Here is a 19,519-nt window from a genome sequence, read left to right as displayed (position 1 = left end):
AGAGCGAGAGAATCAACAAACATCAGGAGGAACACGATGAATAGGATTAAATTACTTACAACTTGTGCAGTTATAGCGGTACTGCAGGCGTCGGTAGTTCAGGCGCAATTAACTTGGGACGCAGTGGCTGGTGATGGTGTTGTAACCCATTCGAACGGGGTTTGGGATACCAGCACGGCAAACTGGACGTCGGATGACGGTGTAAACAATACGACATGGGTGAACGGCTCAGACGCAGTTTTTACGAAGAATGCGAGTAATACGGTTGCGACCGTTTCCGTTGATTCAGGGATAACCGTTGGAAATCTTACCGTTTCTCCAACCAATGGAAACGGGCAGGTCACGCTGGCGGGATTGCTCGACAATACTCAATTGACGGTGAAATCGGGTGGCGCAACATGGGCGCTGGGCGGACGAATTCTGGAAATACTTGGAAACCAAGCCAACGACCTCGGTCTTACGATGACCTCGGGAGACACCTTGACGATCACCGAAGGCGGAGGCACCGGCGGAACTTTTGATGCGGGTGAAAAGGCAAACGGCGCGGACTGGGGCGTTGCCGGGTGTACGCTGGACTTTCAGGTTCCGGGCACCCTGAAAGGGCACGTGGCCAACGTTGGAAAGTTTGACCTTGTTAAGATGGTGGGTGGATCAAAATATATTCATGAACGCAATACCGACCAGGGTTACGCCAATAATTGGGAGCTCGGTGCAGGGATTGTGACCTTCGACAACCGTTATTCACGCAATTTAGTAATGAATGGAGTCATCAGCGGCGCGGGCACTCTGAAAGCGCAAAATCTGGGAACGAGGTTGTTGAAGCTGGTCAACACCAACAATACATTCAGTGGCGGTATCGTGGTTGACTCGGCAGCAAACCGTACCGAGATTCAGAACTTTAGCGGCAGCGACGCTGCCTTTGGAGCGGTTCCTGGAACGTTTGATCCCGATAACATCACGCTTATGAATATGGGCGAACTGAAGGTGCAGAACATTACCATCAACCCGAACCGTGGAATCACGCTCGATAACGGCGGAATAATCATCAACAATGGTGGCGCTACCGTCTATGACGGAACCATCACCGGAACCGGACCGCTGCAGGTTGGACGTGCTTCCGGGTCGGACGGCAATACGCTGTTGCTTACCTCGAACACGCACGATTATACTGGTGGAACTCATATCTGGCAGGGATCGATCACAATGGGTATCGATAATGCCATTCCGACCAACAGCTTGCTGACCATTGGCGGTACAGGTAGCTCAAGATTGTATATGAACGGGTATGATCAGACCATCGCCGGATTGAATACTGCAGGGAGCAATACACGGGAGATTAAAAACGATGGTGGCGGAACGAACGCGACGCTGACGATTAATGTTGCGAATGGCAAAAACTATACCTATGGATCCGCTATTTCGGGAACCGACGCGATCCATCTCGTCAAGAATGGCCTCGGCACACAAACGATCAGCACCTCCGGATTTACTACCGACCCTGCCTCGTTGACGATCAACGATGGCTTCATGGCCTGGAATGCGGGCGAAGGACCGAGCGGCTTGACCACCGTGAATTCAGGCGGAACCCTGGGCGGCACCGGTACCTTGTCTTCCGACGCGGCGTTAAACTCAGGCGCACGGATCGCACCGGGAAATAAAGGCGGACATAATAAACTGAAGTTCCTGGCCAACCTGGATCTCAGTGCAATGATCGACGACAATGCCGGAGGGATTGAAATCTCGTTTGGCGGATTGGATGATCAGATCGTCGTAACCAATGCCGCAGCCAATGGAACCATCAACATGAGCAACCCCTCCTTCGATGAGTTTTTCGACTTAGGCTTTGCCGACTTTACCTTCATCGATACGACCGGTATTGCCGATGGCGTTTACACCGTAATGGTGGCCGATGCGGTCTCGGGCACTCTGGACCCGACCGATTTGAGTGGCCCCGTGGGCGCCAAAGGTGCCACAGGCACGCTGTCGATCGATACCGGCGTAGTGTTACTGACCGTCGTAGCGGGTAATTATACCCCATACGGTGAGTGGTTGACTAAGTATGGTCAAGATGATGGCGAAGCCGATCCCGATTTCGATAACTACAACAATCTTCAGGAATATGCCTTTGGCGGCGATCCGACCAATGCGGCTGTACAGGGTCATGTTCCCGTCTCTGAAGTGATTGTGGATGGATCGACGAACTGGTTGACCTACGCCTACGGCTACCGCTCCGATACCAACAGTGGTGTCACTGTAACTGCCGAAACAACAGGTAATCTGGTGATTGGCACTTGGACAACCGCAGGTGTTACCGTGCTGGGAACCAACACGATTGATGGCACCTACGATACAATCACCAACGGGATTCCAATGGACGGAACAACGGACTTCCTCGGAGTATTTGTTGAGCAAACACCCTAATAGAAATTCGTAGTTGAAGATGGGCCGGGGACAGGCGGAACGCTGGTTTCCGGCCCATTGAATTATACAAGACACGAAGGTAAAAGTTCATGTATCGGCTGATCACCTTTCTTATTGCATCCATCTCCCTGTCGGCTTCGTATGGAGGCGTTTTCCAACCCTTGGAAAAATCCCTCGGGGCGGCATCGGTTCGGGCCGGCGACGATGAGATTATTGTTTCGTCGGGTTTGGTCGAGCGGCGCTGGAAATGGACCGGAAGCGGTCTGGCGACCAGCGGCCTGCGCGATCTGCGCTCTGGAAACGAGTGGATTGAACAGGCGGTCGATATCCGTGCTGACTGGAACTTTCCCGGGCTGGCCGAAGGCCGGGCCAAACTACTTTCTTTGACCGCCGAAGAGTCGGACGATGAGGGTTTCACCTCCCGGCATCTGGAAGTGGTGGCGGAGATCGAATATCCAGCCACTGGAACTTTTCTTAAATATGTCATCTGGGCGTATCCGGATGCTCCCGGACTTCGCACTCAGATTTGGTTGAAGGGTGATCCTGAAGGTTGTGACATCACGCAAGCTGCTGGCGATGGCGTATCCATCGGGTTGGCCTCAGGAAAGCCACACCGAATTCCTGCAAACATGCCGGAATGTTCAATTGCTCCCGAATACCACACATCCACTCTCTATCATGGGAAAGAAGTTGAACTGAAGATAGAGGGCATGAAGCGCGACCGGAATTATAAAGCGATGCTGACCTGGTGGGATACCGGCTCGGGGAAAAGGCGTACGCAGTCCGTTAAAGTTTTAAGTATGGATGGCGAAAGTGCGGTGCAGGTTGTTCCGCCAACGGAATTGCCGGCGAGCCGCGATCAGCAAAGGCCTGCGGAAGTGGTTTTCAATATTCCGGATGAAGTCCGAATCGGCGACATGGTCCGAGTTAAGGTGCAGAAAGAAAAGGGCGTGAATGCCCATCTGTTTGAATTCTGGGTCTACGAAGAAGGAAACGCTTCTTCGGAGCCACATTTGAGCGGCAATGAAAAACGGCTGGCGGAACTAAAAAGCAAAGCACCCGCTGGTTACCGTCTTGCGGCCTATCTTGACTGTGGCTGCAAGTCTGCTCCCTCGCCGGCGGCATCGGCGGGCAATGGCAATCGCGTGGACTTTCTTCCGGTGGTTGGAAGTCAATTAACAGCCTTTGGATACTTCAACGATACGCAGCATCGGCACACACCGGATCACCACATGGTTCGCGAAGAAGCGCTTTCCGGAAAATCGGTGGATTGGGCCAGTGTCCTGTTTGTGGAAAAGAAGCAGGGCGGGATTGCCTGGGTCAAGGAATCGCACAAATGCGTCAACCGTTCCGGTGTCGATACCGGCGAATTTATTTCCGATGCTTCGGGACTACATAACACGGGCTCCGCACTTTCGGCAGCTGATCTGATGCCGGACGAATACCGCTGGTGCTGGGCCACCTGGACGGTGTTGTATCCGGAAAACACGGAGTATGCCCGTCAACTCGCGATGAAGCGGTTCGGCCGTGCACGCTTTCCGGTCGATCCCAATCGCGATGTGTTCGTGAAGGCCAATACCTGGGGCAGCGGCAACAGCGGTGAAGAGTCGATGGCCATGGCTTCAGAAAAGGAAGTGCTCAGGGAGATCAAGTCGGTTGCCGACCTGGGGATCGATGTGCTGCAGATTGATGACGGCTGGCAGTGCGGTAGACAGCAACCCTCGAACAAAGCGCAGGCTTGGCATGTCCGCGAGGACTGGTATCCCGCCGGTTGGGAAAATGTGCGCGCCGCAGCGAAAAAGAAAAATCTTAAGCTGGGGCTTTGGACCGCGGCATACGCCGGACTGGATGACCTGAAGCGCAACTATGACGAAGGCGGATTCGTGACGTGGAAATATGACTTCGCCCGCATTGCCAACTACAACGATCTCTACAGCCATTGGAGCAAGCTGCGCGCGTTTCTGCTCTATACGGGTCACAATGCCCGGATGGCGGTGGATGTGACCGAAAATGCGCCGCGATTCGGCTATTTCTGGGCCCGCGATTTCGGCTGCGTCTGGCTTTCGAACCGTAAACCGGAAAATCCGTCGAACACTATTCCGAAGCCGACGCTGATGCTGCGCGAAAATCGCGAGCTTTCAAAATACGTTAACCTCAACAAGTTTGAGCTGCCGATTCAAAATTTTCAGCGGGTGAACCAACAGAAGAGCGACGCGCATTTGTATGGCCACCCCTATGAAGTCGCGTTGGGACTCATGGGCATCCCGACCTTTTTTCAGACAACCTATTATTATGAAGGTCAGGCGCGCAACGAAGTCCGGGGTTTGGTCCAACTCTACAAAAAGTATCAGCAGGAGTTGTACAAGCACTATGTCTTTGCCATTGGTGATGATCCGAATGGAGCGGCATGGAGTGGTTTCCAATGGTTGGAACCCGATTCCACCGAGGGTTTTCTGCTCATCTTCCGCGAACGGGGAAACAAAGAGACCCATAAGTTGATCCCGCTGATGAACGTTGCGGAAGGGCAAAGGGTCGAATGGGTAGACCTGCGCTCCGGCCGGAAAGGGCGCGTTGTCCTTGGTGAAAACGGAAGTGCTCCCCTTCAAATCCAGCAGCCGGCCGATTTTCTTTTTTTGAAATACCGTCTTAAAGAATATGAGATTACCAAAGTAGATGTGATGAAATGAAAAAAGCAATTTTAGTTTGGGCGGTTTGTCTCTTATCCATTCAGGGCATTTGGGCGCAGGAGACGTTTAATCTGGCCAGATACCAGTCGGTCACCACGGACTCCTACGCAACGGACAAGCCGGAGCAGTTTGCCAACGACGGTTTTATCTCGCAGGACAGCCGCTGGGTAAGTACTGGTGTTGGCCCGCACTGGCTCGAAATTGAGCTGGCGGTTCCGATGACGATCGGCAGTGCCCACCTGTTCAGCGGCGGAACCTGGAATGCAGCCATGGCCAACTTTGTGCTGCAGTACGATAATGGCGGAAGCTGGATCGATATTGCCGGCACCGATGTGTCCGGCAACACGCTGCCCGAACTCAATCTGATGTTTACCACTCCGGTGACGGCTCAAAAATTCCGGCTCTACACGACCGATGGAACCGCCCGCGTCATTGATCTTGCGCTCTATCCGCCGACCTCAGACGGTTCGCCGGTTCCCTTCGGCACCGATGTGGATCTAAATCTGGCCAAGCTGCGGCAGGTCGAAGCGTCGTCCATCAGCGGCGTGAATTATCCCAAGCTTGCCATCGACGGCTACGCCGACGACACCTCCTGCTGGGTGGGTGGACCCGGAACACAAGAGCTGGAAATTTCCTGGCTTCAATCGGAAAAAATTCGCGGCATCCATCTCTATTCGGGGTTGGAAGGCCAGACCGGCACGCAGATCCAGAGTTTTAATGTGGATTACTGGGATGGTGCTGCATGGGTCACCTTTTCCGGTGGCTCGGTGACCGGTAATACCGCGCTGGAGCGGGACGTGCGCTTTGATGCCGCAGCGACGACCTCCCGAATCCGCATCCAGACGCTGGATGCCGCTGCACCTCGAATTCGCGAGCTGGCCGTGCTGCCGGAAAACAATACGGGTGGCTATCCGCTTTGGACGGACGTGTTGGATGAAGCACCGCCAACGGAAAGCTTTATCGATTATGGCGATAGCTACTATACCATTGAAAACCGCGATGCGGGACTCAACCTGTCCGTTTCGACGAACGGATCGATTGTGACAGCTGACGAGCCGTTGTTTCAGGTTCTGCTCAATATCGGAACGGACTCCTACCGCTTGCGCAGTAAAGACAGCGGAGAATGTTTCGAGGTTTTACTCGCCGCCACGAACGAAAGTGCGGCGGTTGTGGAGGGCGTCTATTCCAGCATGCCGCACCAGCGCTGGCGGCTGGTCGACTCCGGCAACGGCACACCTTTCCGCATCGTCAATATCTGGAGCGGTAAGGCCCTCGATGTCGAGGGCGGGGCGGTTGTTCAGAAAAGCATCACCTCCGATGCCTCCCAGGAGTGGTCGTTCAATTATCAAACGCACTATCCCAAGAAGGGGCAGGCGGCGTTTTTCCACTACAACTACATGTATCAGCCGAGCTGGTTCTACGGTTGGAATCATAATCAGGAGGATGAGTGTGAATACGGGCAGTATGCGCCCATGCAGTGGGGCGGGATCGCCTCAAGCACGCCCGGCATTCTTCGCAGGCAGCCGGGCTGGTATGCCAAGGCCAACCAGACTTCCGTGCTGGGTTTCAACGAGCCGGACAAGGCGTATCCACAATCGAACATTGCCGAGGAAGCCGCCGCGGATATGTGGCCGCGGCTCGAACGCATGAACCTTCCGCTGGTCGGGCCGTGCCCGGCGCAGCACAACGGGTCGTGGCGCCAGAACTATGAAGCGATTGCCGAGGTTCGTGGCCTGCGCTCTGAATACATGGCGCTGCACTGGTATGCCGGCTGCAACGGCGGCAGCCCCCAGAACATCATCAATGTGATCAACAGCGTCTACAACGCCTATGGCAAACCCATCTGGATCACGGAGTTTGCCGTGAAGGACTGGTATGCAACCGGCTCCTGGAGCCGGAACGACAACTATAATTGGCTGGCCGAATTTCTGTGGCGCGCCGAGGGCATTGCCCATCTGGAAAAATATTCCATCTTCGAATGGGGCACCGAGGACAACAATGCCGACCCGACCGTTGGAGACGGCCCGACCATGGGGCTGCATGTTCGCAATGACAAGACCAACTCGGGTTATGAAGATTTATCGGAGTGCGGCCTGCTGCTGGCGGGGTGGGATGGCGATACCACCATACGCGACGAAAAAGAATACATCATTCATAACAAGGGGCGCAGTCTGCGTTTGATTGACCATCCGGCAAGCAATACGGTTTCCCATGCCAATATCCTGCACCGGGGAGGGACGGATCAGTTCATGTTCCAGTCTGCGCCGAATGGGAATAAATATATCGTTGGCGTCAACGATGGTCGCCGACTCCATTACAACGGTTCGACCGTCGGCCTGTCGCCGGCCGGAACCACTGGATCGACGGTTGAATGGGAGCTTACGGCGGATCAATACGGATGGTTCTTTATCGATCATCCTTCAACCAGTAAGCGACTCCGCATTGCCAGTGATAATGTGATTAATGTCGATGGCAAAAATGCTTACGATAATCTTAAGTTCCGGTTTATCAAGCCGGCGCAGCCCATCGGGATTGCGGAAACACAATCGCTGCCGTATGCCGAAAGCTTTGAAGAAAGCATGGGCGGCTGGGTTCAGTCCGTTGTGGATGACTACGACTGGCGGCGCAACAGTGGCGGAACGGCCTCACCGGCAGCCGGCCCCAGTGGTGCATCGGACGGCGATTTTTATCTGTACGCCGAAGGGCATGATTCGGGCGGGTCCTACAAGGCTACGACGATTCAATGCTCCTTCGACCTCAGCGGGGCAACCTCCGCAGAGATGAACTTCGACTATCATATGTATGGCACGTACATCGACTATTTATCGGTTGATGTTCATGACGGCTCGGCGTGGGCTTCCAATGTCTGGACGCGTTTGGGCCAGCAACACTCCACCAGTACGGTTCCATGGTCCGTTGCAACGGTTGATCTGACGGGCTATAGCGGAAACAGCAACGTAACGATTCGCTTCCGGACGAAACACAAGCAGTGGAACTCAGCGGATCCGGCTATCGACAACATCCGGGTGGGGGATCCAGGGGGCTTAATCGTCACGGTTCCTGTGGCCACGGCGGAGCCGGGCGATGCGTCCGTGACGGTCAGTTGGTCAGCGAGCTCGGGGAATCCCCCGATCACTTATACGCTCCAGCGCAGCACGGTTTCCGGCGGGACCTATACTGAATTGACCAATGGAATGTCTTCAACCAGCTATACCGACAATGCCGTCACCAATGAAATGACCTATTATTACGTGGTTTATGCAACCGATGCGGACAGTATGGATTCTGAGCTTTCAGAGGAAGTGTCAGTCACACCGTCGGTGTTCTACGGTCCCTACGGAACCTGGGCAGCAGAGGCCTTTGCCGGCGCGCCGGGAGGGACCGACGCAACCCCGGCAGGCAATCCGGACGGCGATGCGAATGCCAATGAACTGGAATGGATTCTGGCCACGGATCCGATGGTGGTCGATTCGCCGATTACTTCCATGTCGTTTGATGATCCACATTGGATCATCACCTACACCCGCCGTAAAATCGACGGAGTCAGTGTCTATGCCGAATATTCGCCTGAGCTGACAGACCCCAGCTGGGGAACAGCCGGGATTGTCTATGAAGGGGTTATTGGGACGAGCGGGGATGTAGAAACCGTGGCTGTACTGATTGAATATGACCTGGATTATAAATTTATTCGGCTCCGGGTTGCGCAATAGTTGCGGGGGATGCCCTGGGCAGACAGCCCGTTCCCATGTCACTTCCCGTTAAATACCGGCGTTAAAGCTTATAACCGCCTGATCAGCTATTCCCGGTTTAGTGGTGGTTTGTGCGGTGCTTTAATCCGCTTAACGGGCAAAAAATCTAAGAATGAACAGAGTTGGACGCGGATAGTCGAATAAATGGGATGGTTGTGTCATTCCGTGGATCATTCCTGCATCCGGATTTAAGAGGAGTTTTAATGAGAATGAAAAAAGCAGTTTTAGTACTAGCAGGTGGCCTTTTATCCCTTCAGGGCGCCTTTGCACAAACCGTGGTGTTTGAGGCCGACTTTGAGTCGGGCACGAACGCAACGTCCGGCACGATCACGTACACCGCAGGTTACAACGTCCAGACGGCCGTCACCGCCGGTCCGGATGCAACATTGGGCAGTAATGTACTTTATGCCGATCCGACTGACGGATCGGCTGCGGCCACGGACATTACACTGACGCCGTCGAATGCGGTATCGCTGGCCGGCGGACAGTCAGCGGTGGTATCGTTGGATATGGCGATCCGGCGCACCAACGGAGCCACCAAAAGCCACTACGTGACCGGCTACGATTCAAACGACAGCATCATCTTTCAATTCGTCTTGGGGGAATTAAATGAATTTGGAAACGGCGGCGCTGATCGCCAACGCCCCGGATATGCTGACAGTGGCGGAAGCCATTCCTTCTCTGCGGGCCAGATTGCTTCGGGCACGAACCCTGGAAGCTTTTGGTTTGGCAGTGACGGGAACGCTGCCGACGGACTCAACGCCACTAAAGACGCGCATTTCGAGATCACCGTCTCCTCGGGGGGCTGGTCTCTTTACACGGTAAAGGCGGACGGAACCACCACGGCGCAGACCACCACGCTGCCGACCTACGACAGCGGCACGTTTTCAGAACTCGCCTATGTCAAGGTGACCGGTGAGAGTGCAGCGGCCGGGGGCTTTTTTGACAACCTCACCATTCAGTCTGTCGCCGGACCGGTAATCCTGCCGGATTCGCACGACTTTTATTTTAATCTGGCCAAATACCAGTCGGTGACCGCGGACTCATCCGCATCGGCCAATCCAGTCCAGTTTGCCACCGACGGCTTTGTATCGCAGGACAGTCGCTGGGTCAGCACCGAGAACGGACCGCACTGGCTCGAAATCGAGTTGGCCGCTCCGATGGCGATCGGCAGCGCCCATCTGTTCAGCGGTGGGGCATCGGATTCAGCGATGGCCGATTTTGTGCTGCAGTACGACAATGGCGGAAGCTGGGTCGATATTGCCGGCACGGATGTGTCCGGCAACACACTCCCCAACCTCAACCTGGCGTTCGACGCGCCTGTAACAGCACAGACGTTCCGCCTCTACACAACGGATGCAACGGCCAGTGTGAAGGAGCTGGTGCTCTATCCGCCGACGCTCGTCGGATCGAATGTGATGTTTGGAGTGGATGTGGACCTCAATATCGCTAAACTGCGCCAGTATGAATATTCCTCCGTAGACGGTGTGCATTATCCGCGTTTGGCCATCGATGGCTATGCCGACAACGCTTCCGCCTGGGCCAGCACCAACGTCGCCGGGCCGCATGATTTGGAAATCCATCTTCCGCTAGGGGAGAACATCCGCGGCATCCAGCTTTACTCCGGCTATGAGGGCGCAACGGGCACGCAGATCCAGGATTTTGAGGTGGCCTACGATGATGGTGGCAGCTGGGTTCTTTTTAACGGCGGATCCGTTTCAAACAACACCGAGCTGGATCTGAATCTTTGGTTTGGTGCCGCGGTAACCACCACCAAAATCCGCATCCGGTCGCTCGATTCCAGCCAGGCCGTGATCCGCGAGTTGGTGGTGCTGCCTGAAAACAATGCGGGCGGATATCCGCTCTGGACGGATGTGCTCGACGAAGCCCCGCCGACGGGAAGTTTCATGGAGTATGAGGATGCCTACTATACCATTGAAAACCGTTCCAATGGTTGGAGCCTTTCCTCTTCGACCAACGGGTCGACCACCGTGACCAACGAACCGTGGTTCCAGGTGCTGCTCAATATCGGCACCGACACCTACCGTCTGGTCAGCAAGGACAGCGAGCGCTGCTTCGAGGTGTCGCTGGCTTCCACGACCGGCGGCGCGGCTATTGTTGAAGGTGACTATTCCTCCATGCCGCATCAGCGCTGGCGGCTGGTGGATACCGGCGACGGCACGTATTTCCAAATTAAAAATGTCTGGAGCGGAATGGTGCTCGGTCTCGACGGCACCAATGTGGTGCAGCAGGCGGCCGGTTCGGAGTTTTCCAAACATTGGAAAATCAACTACGAAACCCATTTCCCGAAACAGGGCGAAGCGGCCCATTTCCACTTTAGCTCCATGTTCAAACCCAGCTGGGTCTACGACTGGAGAAATCAACCAAAGGTTCCTGTAGATTTTCCGCATATGCCGATGCAGTGGGGCGGTGCCGGAGCCGCTGCGCTGGATATCCTGAAGTATCAGTCGGAATGGTACGGCCGGGCCAGCCAGACGACGGTGATGGGATTCAATGAGCCGGATCTGCATGATCAGGCGAATATGGCTACGAACGTTGCGGCCTATCAATGGCCGCGCCTAGAACGCATGAAGCAACCGTTGCTGGGCCCTTGTCCGGCCGGCTACAAAAACTACTGGCGAACCGGTTATGAGGCGATTGCCGAAAAGGAAGGCCTGCGCTCCGAATATATGGCGATGCACTGGTATTCGACGGCAGGAGCAAAAGACGGAAGCCCTAGCACGCTCATCAGCAATATGGAGTATCTCTACAACCTCTACGGCAAGCCGATCTGGCTGACGGAGTTTTCGACCCGCAATTTTAACGGCACGATGACAAACTGGAGTCGCAACCACAACTATAACTTCCTAGCCGAATTTGCATGGCGCGCGGAAACCCTGCCGTGGTTAAAAAGATGGTCCCTCTTTGAATGGGGTAATGGCGGAGGGGATCCGGCAACAACGGATGCCGGCAGTGATGACCCGACCGATATGAATTCCCCGAGGCTGGCGCTGCACTTTAACAACGACAGTTCGGATCCCGGCTGGGAAGACCTGACGGAGTGTGGTCTGCTGCTGTCCGGCTGGGACGGCAATGCCAATGTCGTGGATGAGACGTCATACATTATTCACAACAAGGGACGTTTCCTGCGCCTGATCGACCATCCGGCCTCCAACACGGTGAGCACTGCCGATGTCGAAAACCGCGCCGACACCGAACAGTTTATTCTCGAGGCTGCGCCGGGCGGAAATAAATACATCACCGGTCTCAGCGACGGCCGCCGCCTTTCATACAATGGCTCCATCGTCGGGCTCGCGGCGAAAGGCACCACCGGGACGGTGGTTGAATGGGAGCTGAACGAATATCAGTACGGATGGTTCTATATTGATCATCCTTCAACGGGCAAACGACTGCGCATCAGTAACGCCAATGCGATTGATGTCGTGAATGATACCATAACGGACGACAACCTGCACTTCCGTTTCATCAAGCACTATCTGCCGATCACCCTGACGGAAGTGCAGACGCTTCCATACCGGGAAAGTTTTGAAGAGGGCATCGGCGCCTGGCGGCAGTTTGATGAGCAGGACCGGTTCTGGGAAGTGGGTTCCGGCGGAACACCGACTGCGGCATCGGGCCCGAATGGCGCGGCGGATGGCAATTTTTATCTCTTCTCTGAGGGGCATGATGCCGGATCCTATGTAACGAATGTAGTGGAGTGTTCCTTTGATTTTAGCACGGTTTCCTCGGCGCAGCTGGGTTTCGACTATCACATGTATGGCAACTACATCGCGTTCGTGGCGCTGGATGTTTTCGATGGCTCCACCTGGATTTCCAATGTCTGGAAAAAGAACAACCAGCAGCATTCCGGCCGTGATCAGGCCTGGACGAAGGCGGCGGTTGACCTTTCAGCTTATGCGGGCAACAGCAATGTGAAGCTGCGCTTCCGCCCGGCGAACAAGCAGTTCAACGCGGCCGACCCGGCCATTGATAATATTCGCATTGATGAAGACAACTCCAACAGCCCCGTTGCCAACCCGCTGAGCTTCGTAATCGATGAAGACACGGCAGTCGCGACTACGCTGTCCGGCAGTGATGCCGATGGAGACATTCTCAGCTACAAGGTTACAACACAGCCTTCCGGCGGAACGCTGAGCGGCACCGCTCCGGATTTAACCTACACGCCCGGTGGAGATTTTTATGGTTCAGACAGCTTCACCTACACCGTCAATGACGGTTTGGCCGAAAGTCCGGAAGTCACGGTTTCAATCACCGTTAATCCGATCCTGATCTCGCTGCCCTATGCAGAAAGTTTTGAGGCGGGGATGGGTGATTGGCAGCAGGTTGCTGCTGATGACTATGACTGGACGCTCCGCAGCGGCGGAACGCCGAGTGGTGCGGCCGGCCCGAGTGGAGCTTCCGACGGCACATATTATCTCTATGCTGAAGGTCATGATGCCGGAGGTTCCAACAATACAGCTTCCGTGCTGGCCCGTTTCGATTTCAGTGAGGCGAGTACACCCGAATTGACATTCGACTACCACATGTACGGCGGCTACATCGATTATCTTGCTCTGGATGTTTTCAACGGCTCTACCTGGACGCTCAATGTCTGGAAAAAGAACGGCCAGCAGCACGGCAGCAGCGCAGCCGCCTGGTCCTCTGCAATGGTTGATCTTTCCGCCTATGCGGGCACCAGCGTTTTGACGCTTCGTTTCCGCACGGCGAATCTGGAATGGAATTCGGCCGATCCGGCCATCGACAACATTGAGATTGTGGACAACATGCTTTCCCCGTACGAGCAATGGGCCGAGGATGCCTTTGCCGGAGCCCCGGGCGGGTCGGACACCTTTGCAACTGGCAATCCAGACGGGGACTCAAACAACAACAATCTGGAATGGATCCTCGCCACCGATCCGATGGTTGCCGATTCGCCCATCACGGCGATGACGTTCAGTGATCCAAACTGGATCATCACCTACACCCGCCGCAAAATCGACGGGATCAGTGTCTATGCGGAATATTCGCCGGAACTGGAGCCTCCGAATTGGGGGACCACTGGTTTCGTTGAGGTGGTTATCGGCGACGACGGCGAAGTTGAAACCGTGGCGGTTCTGATCGCCTACGATCTGGATTATAAATTTATCCGGCTCCGGGTAGATCAATAGAATTTATCCGGATTGAGGCGGAATGCTGACGGTATGTGTGGTCGGCATTTCGCCTTTCTTTTTCCGTAACTGCTGAATACGAGGAACACTCTGATTTAATCGTGAACGATATGATAGAAGGAAAGAGACAATCGGTTTTTGGGCGTGTTGAGACGCTCCGGGAAGATTCTTTCTCCGGGCTGTCGCTTTCATGCTGTTGCAAGAGCCGAAAAGGAGTCTCATGAGGCGTTCCATATGGGTGGCGGCCTTGTTGATGGGGGCGTCACTGGGCTGGGGGCAGTCGATCACCGTTAACCCAACTAATTACCGGCAAGTCATTGATATGATGGGGGGGGACATGGAGCGAAGCTCCAAGGCCATCCAGAATGCATCGAACAAAGCTGAGATGATTCAGTGGGGATTTGGCGACATTGCCTTTAATACATGTCGCGTACAATATGATAAGAACCAGGAGCTGGAGGAAGGCACTAAAAACTGGGCCTTCTATGACAAGCAAGTGGCGACCATGCAACAGATTAAAGCAGTCAATTCAGACATCCGTTTTTTTGCCACCTTGCGGTCTGATTACGATGGGTATGGCGACAACAACAATCTGCCTGACTGGTTTTGCAACTATTCCACCAAAGTAGTCGATACGGACAAATATGGAATTTTCCTGGCCGACTATGTGGAATACATGAGTCAGCAGGGAGTTCCCGTCGACATGATGTGCATCGCCAAGGAATGGAAAGCTTATTTTCCGGCGGCGGTTGCCAAAGACGTGATTATCAAACTCAACAGTGAACTAAACGCACGCGGCGTTGCCGTGCCCTTAATCAGTGATCAGGGATTCTGGAATCTAAGTGGCTGCATCAGCTATATCGAAGATGTCGCGAGTTTGGGAACGGAAGATCTCTATTGGTCCTTCAGTTGCCATGATTATCAAAACCAGGGTCTTTCATACTGGATGACCGTTGAATCAAAGGCAGCAGCTCTGAGCAAATCGGTCTACAATGATGAAAGCAGCCACGGTGGCGGTGGCCCGACCTATGGCGAAGAACCCGAAATTTCAAAGCCCATAGGTGCCTACGTGGGTAAGTGCGAAATGTATGCCGCCGGGATAAAAGGGGAGATGATGTTCGAAATCTGGTCGCGCGGCATAAACCGGGAAACCCGGCCGATCTACTGCCCCTCAGGAGGAACCGGGGTACGGAAGCGTGGATATTACATCATGAAACTGTTCGCCAATCATGCGGTGGACAGCACCTACATTACGTCCGATGTTGAGTCGATGAGCGATGTTCACACCATGGCCTTTCGAAAGAATGATCAAATTGTCCTCTGGGTTATCAATGAAGGCACAAACTCCTTCAACTCCGTCCCGATCGCATTGGACGCATCAGCGATCAGTGGATCCGTGAACGGGAGCTTTTGGACTGCGGATACGAGTATCACAGGATCGGCAAGTTCGCATCCGGCTTCAGGCAGTAGTTTTGTTGCATCCATTCCTGCGGAAAGCCTGAACTGCTACATCTTTAATATCGGTACTCCCGGGGTGCCGTATGCCGAGAGCTTCGAAAGCGGATTCGGCGCGTGGACGCAGTCCGCGGACGATGATTTCGACTGGACGCGTTGGAGCGGCTACACCCCGACCACCAACACAGGCCCCAGCGCCGCTTCGGATGGAACAGGGTATCTGTACATTGAGGGGAATGATGATTACAACGGCCACCACAAGATTGCGCAGATTGAAAGCATTTTCGATTTCAGCACGGCTACTCATCCGGAACTGATATTCGACTACCACATGTATGGAGTAAACATCGATTATCTGGCCGTCGACGTGTCCGATGGCACCAGCTGGACTTCCAATGTCTGGATGGGTTCGGGGCCGGTGCACACCAATAGCGAAAGCGCTTGGTCGAATGCGGTGGCTGATCTCTCGGCCTATGCCGGAAATGATGAAGTAACCATCCGCTTCCGGGCCAAAGAGGGGTATTGGCATGTTTCCGATGTGGCCATTGACAACATTCTTGTGCAGGAGCATGAATATACCCCTTACGAACTATGGGGGCTCGATATGTTTGCCGGAGCTGCGGGCGGAACGGATGCCTCCGCAGAAGGCAATCCGGATGGCGATGCGAATGCCAACGGGCTGGAATGGATTCTGGCCACCGATCCACTGGTCTCCGATTCGCCGATCACCTCGATGTCGTTTGATGATCCAAACTGGATCATCACCTACACCCGTCGTGTCATCGATGGCGTTAGCGTCTATGCTGAATTTTCGCCCGAACTGCCGGCCCCGAGCTGGGGAACAACCGGGCTCACTGAAGTGGTCATCGGAGGCGAAGGAGAAGTCGAAACCGTAGCTGTGCTCCTTTCCTGTGATCTGGATTATAAATTTATACGTCTACGGGTTGAACAATAAAATTGAACACTGAAACATGGGGAGTCGTGTCGAACGTGATCCCTTAAAGGAACATATGAAACGGATTTATATTATAGGTTTGTTGTTGCTGGCTGTGGGAGCGAGTACCTGGGGCGCTGTTCTCTTCGAAGCGGACTTTGAGTCGGGGACGAACGCGAATACCGGCACGATTACGTATAACGCGGGCTACAATGTCCAGACGGCGGTAACCGCGGGGCCGGATGCGACGCTGGGCAGTCAGGTGCTGCTGGCCGATCCAACCTCAGACGGGGCTGCAGCCACGGATATTACGTGGACGCCGATGTCTGCGGTATCGCTCGCCGGCGGTCAATCGGCGGTGGTGTCGCTGGATGTGGTGTGGTGGCGCAACAATGGAGCGAAAAGCCACTATGTGACCGGCTATGATTCCGGCGACAACATGATCTTTCAATTTGTCATGGCGGATCTGGATGAATTTGGAAACGGCGGTGCCGACCGCCAGCGTCCCGGATATGCCGACCAATACGGGGCCTATGCTTTCACCTCCAACCTGATTGCTGCAGGCGTGAGTCCCGGCAGCTATTGGTTTGGCGCGGACACCAACCCTACCGATGGGCTTCTCTCCACCAAAGACGCGCATTTCGAAATTACCGTCTCCTCATGGGGCTGGTCTCTTTACACGGTCAAGCAGGACGGAACCACTACGGCCCAAACCACCACACTGCCGACCTACGGCGGTGGAATCCATTCGGAACTCGCTTACATTAAGTTAACCGGCGAAAGTTCCGCTTCTGGGGCGTATTTCGACAACCTCACCATTCAGTCTGTCGCCGGGGCGGATCTCCTTCCGGACATCTGGCTGGATGCCAGCCAGGGACTCGGGTTGGTTGATGAACGTGTGGCCGTCTGGACGAATCTGGCCGCACAGGGTACCTTCGATGCAGTGCAAACTACGGTCTCCAAGCGCCCTGCGCTTTTGTATGAAGCCTGGCCGGGCCATCAAGTCATTCATTTCGACGGCGTAGACGATATTCTGACGCTGACCAACACCGCAGGGAATGCGCTTTTTGAGGACGAAGTGACTGTGTTTTATGTGGGTCGGACAACAGGCGGAAGCTTCGCCGGCACCGGTGGTTTTGTCGGCAACTTCCAGACCGGTTCGAGTTACAAGAACGGCTGGAACTTGCGTGCGCAGTCGGACGGCTCGTATCACTTTCTGGTCGGCAATGGAGCCTGGAACGATGTGGCGGGCGGAACAGCCCTGCTTGGCGATGATTTTGTGCTGCTCAACGGTCGCTATTCCAACGAGGGCGACGGAACCGGAACCATGGAACTGTTCAGTAGCCTGCTCGAAAATCCAGCGACGCTCGGAACAAGTCCCTTTACACCGAGCCCGAGCAGCGTTGATATTTCCATTGGCATGTTTTGCGGCTGGCAATCGTTGGCCTTCAATCAGGCGGTTGAGTGCGACGTGGCGGAAATCCGCATTTATGGCCGGGCGCTTTCCGACCTCGAACGGGAGGCGGTTTGGGGCGAGCTATCGGCGAAATATGCCGTAGCCGAAGAGCAGGCGATCACGGTGAACAGCTTTTCGCCCTCCGGTTATGACGTGCCGGCGGACACCTCCGTTGAAGTGACGTTTAATATTGCGATGAACCCCGCAAGCGTCACGAATGTCGTGGTCGGCATAGGAGGTCTTGACGGTCTTCCGGAAAACAGTGACTGGGTGCGTGCCACGGGGCAGTGGACGGCTTCGGCGGGCGATACTGTGTTTGCCTTTACGGCGGACCCGGCGTTTGAACCCGGTGACCTGGTCATGGTTGAGATTCCTAATGCCGTGGTTTCGGCCGGGGGAACCGCCTATGCAACGTCGAGTCGTAAAACCTACGCCTTCATCATCGAAAACGGGGTGACCTATCCGGTTACCACCACGTTGATTGATCCGATGTCGATCGTTTATCACGACAACGGGGATGAGCATATTCTTCCGCTCAAGCTGTTTGTTCCGGCCACCGATGAGCCATGCCCGGTCATGTTCTGGGTCAACGGTGGCGGGTGGTCGGGCGGGAACTCCGGCACATGGGAGCGCTCTGCGGTTGGCGAGGGGATGATGGGTGATTATTTGAGTGAAAAGCTGGGCGTTGCGGTGGCAGACGTTGCATGGCGCAGTTCGAGTAATTCCGAGGGAACCTTCTCAAAGGCCGTTACCGATATCGGTCTGGCCGTTGAGTATGTGATCGCTCATGCAGACACCTATGGCATCGACATCTCCCGGATGGGGCTCTATGGCGGGTCGGCCGGAACACCGACGTCCGCGCTGGTCTCACAGCTCAATACCAACATCAGCTGCTATATCGGCTTTAATGGTCTGTACGACTTTGTGACCCGCACCGGTACGTGGTCATTCGGCGGCGGAACCAGCTTCGAGCAAAATGTGCCGAGCTATACGGCGAATTCCGCAGCGCTTAATATTCGGGCAAATCCGCCCGATACCTTGCTGCTGCACGGGTCCGCCGATACGACGATTGAGCATCAGCAAAGCGAGCGGTATAGGGACAAGATCCAGCTGGCCGGAGGAAACGCATCGGCCCTGATTTATCGTGATGAAGTCCACGCCTTTTTTAACCCGGGTCGTGCGATGCATTTGCCAACCCTGTATGCGTGTACAAAACATCTCAATCGGGTTTTCAACCTTGGGTATGGAAACTGGGCACGGTCGTTTAATCTTTCTGAAGGAGAAGGCGGAAACGATGACAACGATGATTTGAGCAACCTCTATGAGTATGGGTTGGGCGGTAATCCAACCAATTCGCTGGATACCGGAATGCTGCCAACCTTCGGAACAAACGGGGAGGCGATGCAATACATCTATCCCCGCCGTACGGCGGCTGACAGCGGTATTACCTATTCCCTGGAGCTGACCGACAACCTGATTTCCAACGACTGGAAAAGCACCGGCTATACCGAAAGCGGCGCGGGTGCGATCGACGATGTCTTTGAGTCGGTCACCAACGACGTTCCAATCCTTGGAACCACCAACCGGTTCATTCGTCTCAAGATCATAAGGCAATGATGCAAACGTGTATAACAAGGTCTATCTGCATC

6 protein-coding genes are annotated in these 19,519 nt (G+C 54.7%); all 6 read left to right on the top strand.

The window, feature by feature from the left end; genetic code table 11:
* Window positions 1–36 precede the first annotated feature (36 nt).
* Window positions 37–2,421, top strand: coding sequence for an autotransporter outer membrane beta-barrel domain-containing protein (locus SCARR_RS07030; RefSeq protein WP_136060790.1), 2,385 nt, complete (start codon window positions 37–39; stop codon window positions 2,419–2,421).
* An 89-nt stretch (window positions 2,422–2,510) separates the two neighbouring features.
* Window positions 2,511–5,108 carry an alpha-galactosidase gene (locus SCARR_RS07025; protein WP_136060789.1) on the top strand — a complete coding sequence of 866 codons (2,598 nt, stop codon included), beginning with the start codon at window positions 2,511–2,513 and terminating at the stop codon, window positions 5,106–5,108.
* Window positions 5,105–8,818: a glycosyl hydrolase gene (locus SCARR_RS07020; protein WP_136060788.1), complete on the top strand. Its 3,714-nt coding sequence runs from the start codon at window positions 5,105–5,107 to the stop codon at window positions 8,816–8,818. The genes SCARR_RS07025 and SCARR_RS07020 overlap by 4 nt, the downstream gene beginning before the upstream one ends.
* A gap of 242 nt (window positions 8,819–9,060) precedes the next feature.
* Window positions 9,061–14,025: a glycosyl hydrolase gene (locus tag SCARR_RS07015; protein WP_168433080.1), complete on the top strand. Its 4,965-nt coding sequence runs from the start codon at window positions 9,061–9,063 to the stop codon at window positions 14,023–14,025.
* Window positions 14,026–14,245: 220 nt separating this feature from the next.
* A complete protein-coding gene (locus tag SCARR_RS07010; RefSeq protein WP_168433079.1) occupies window positions 14,246–16,435 on the top strand; it encodes a hypothetical protein in 2,190 nt (729 codons plus the stop codon).
* A gap of 55 nt (window positions 16,436–16,490) precedes the next feature.
* Window positions 16,491–19,487 carry a prolyl oligopeptidase family serine peptidase gene (locus SCARR_RS07005; protein ID WP_168433078.1) on the top strand — a complete coding sequence of 999 codons (2,997 nt, stop codon included), beginning with the start codon at window positions 16,491–16,493 and terminating at the stop codon, window positions 19,485–19,487.
* Window positions 19,488–19,519 lie beyond the last annotated feature (32 nt).

The organism is Pontiella sulfatireligans (assembly GCF_900890705.1).
Taxonomy (GTDB): Bacteria; Verrucomicrobiota; Kiritimatiellia; order Kiritimatiellales; family Pontiellaceae; genus Pontiella; species Pontiella sulfatireligans.
The sequence above is the reverse complement of the archived record's forward strand: the minus strand, read 5'-3'. Positions and strand labels throughout refer to the sequence as shown.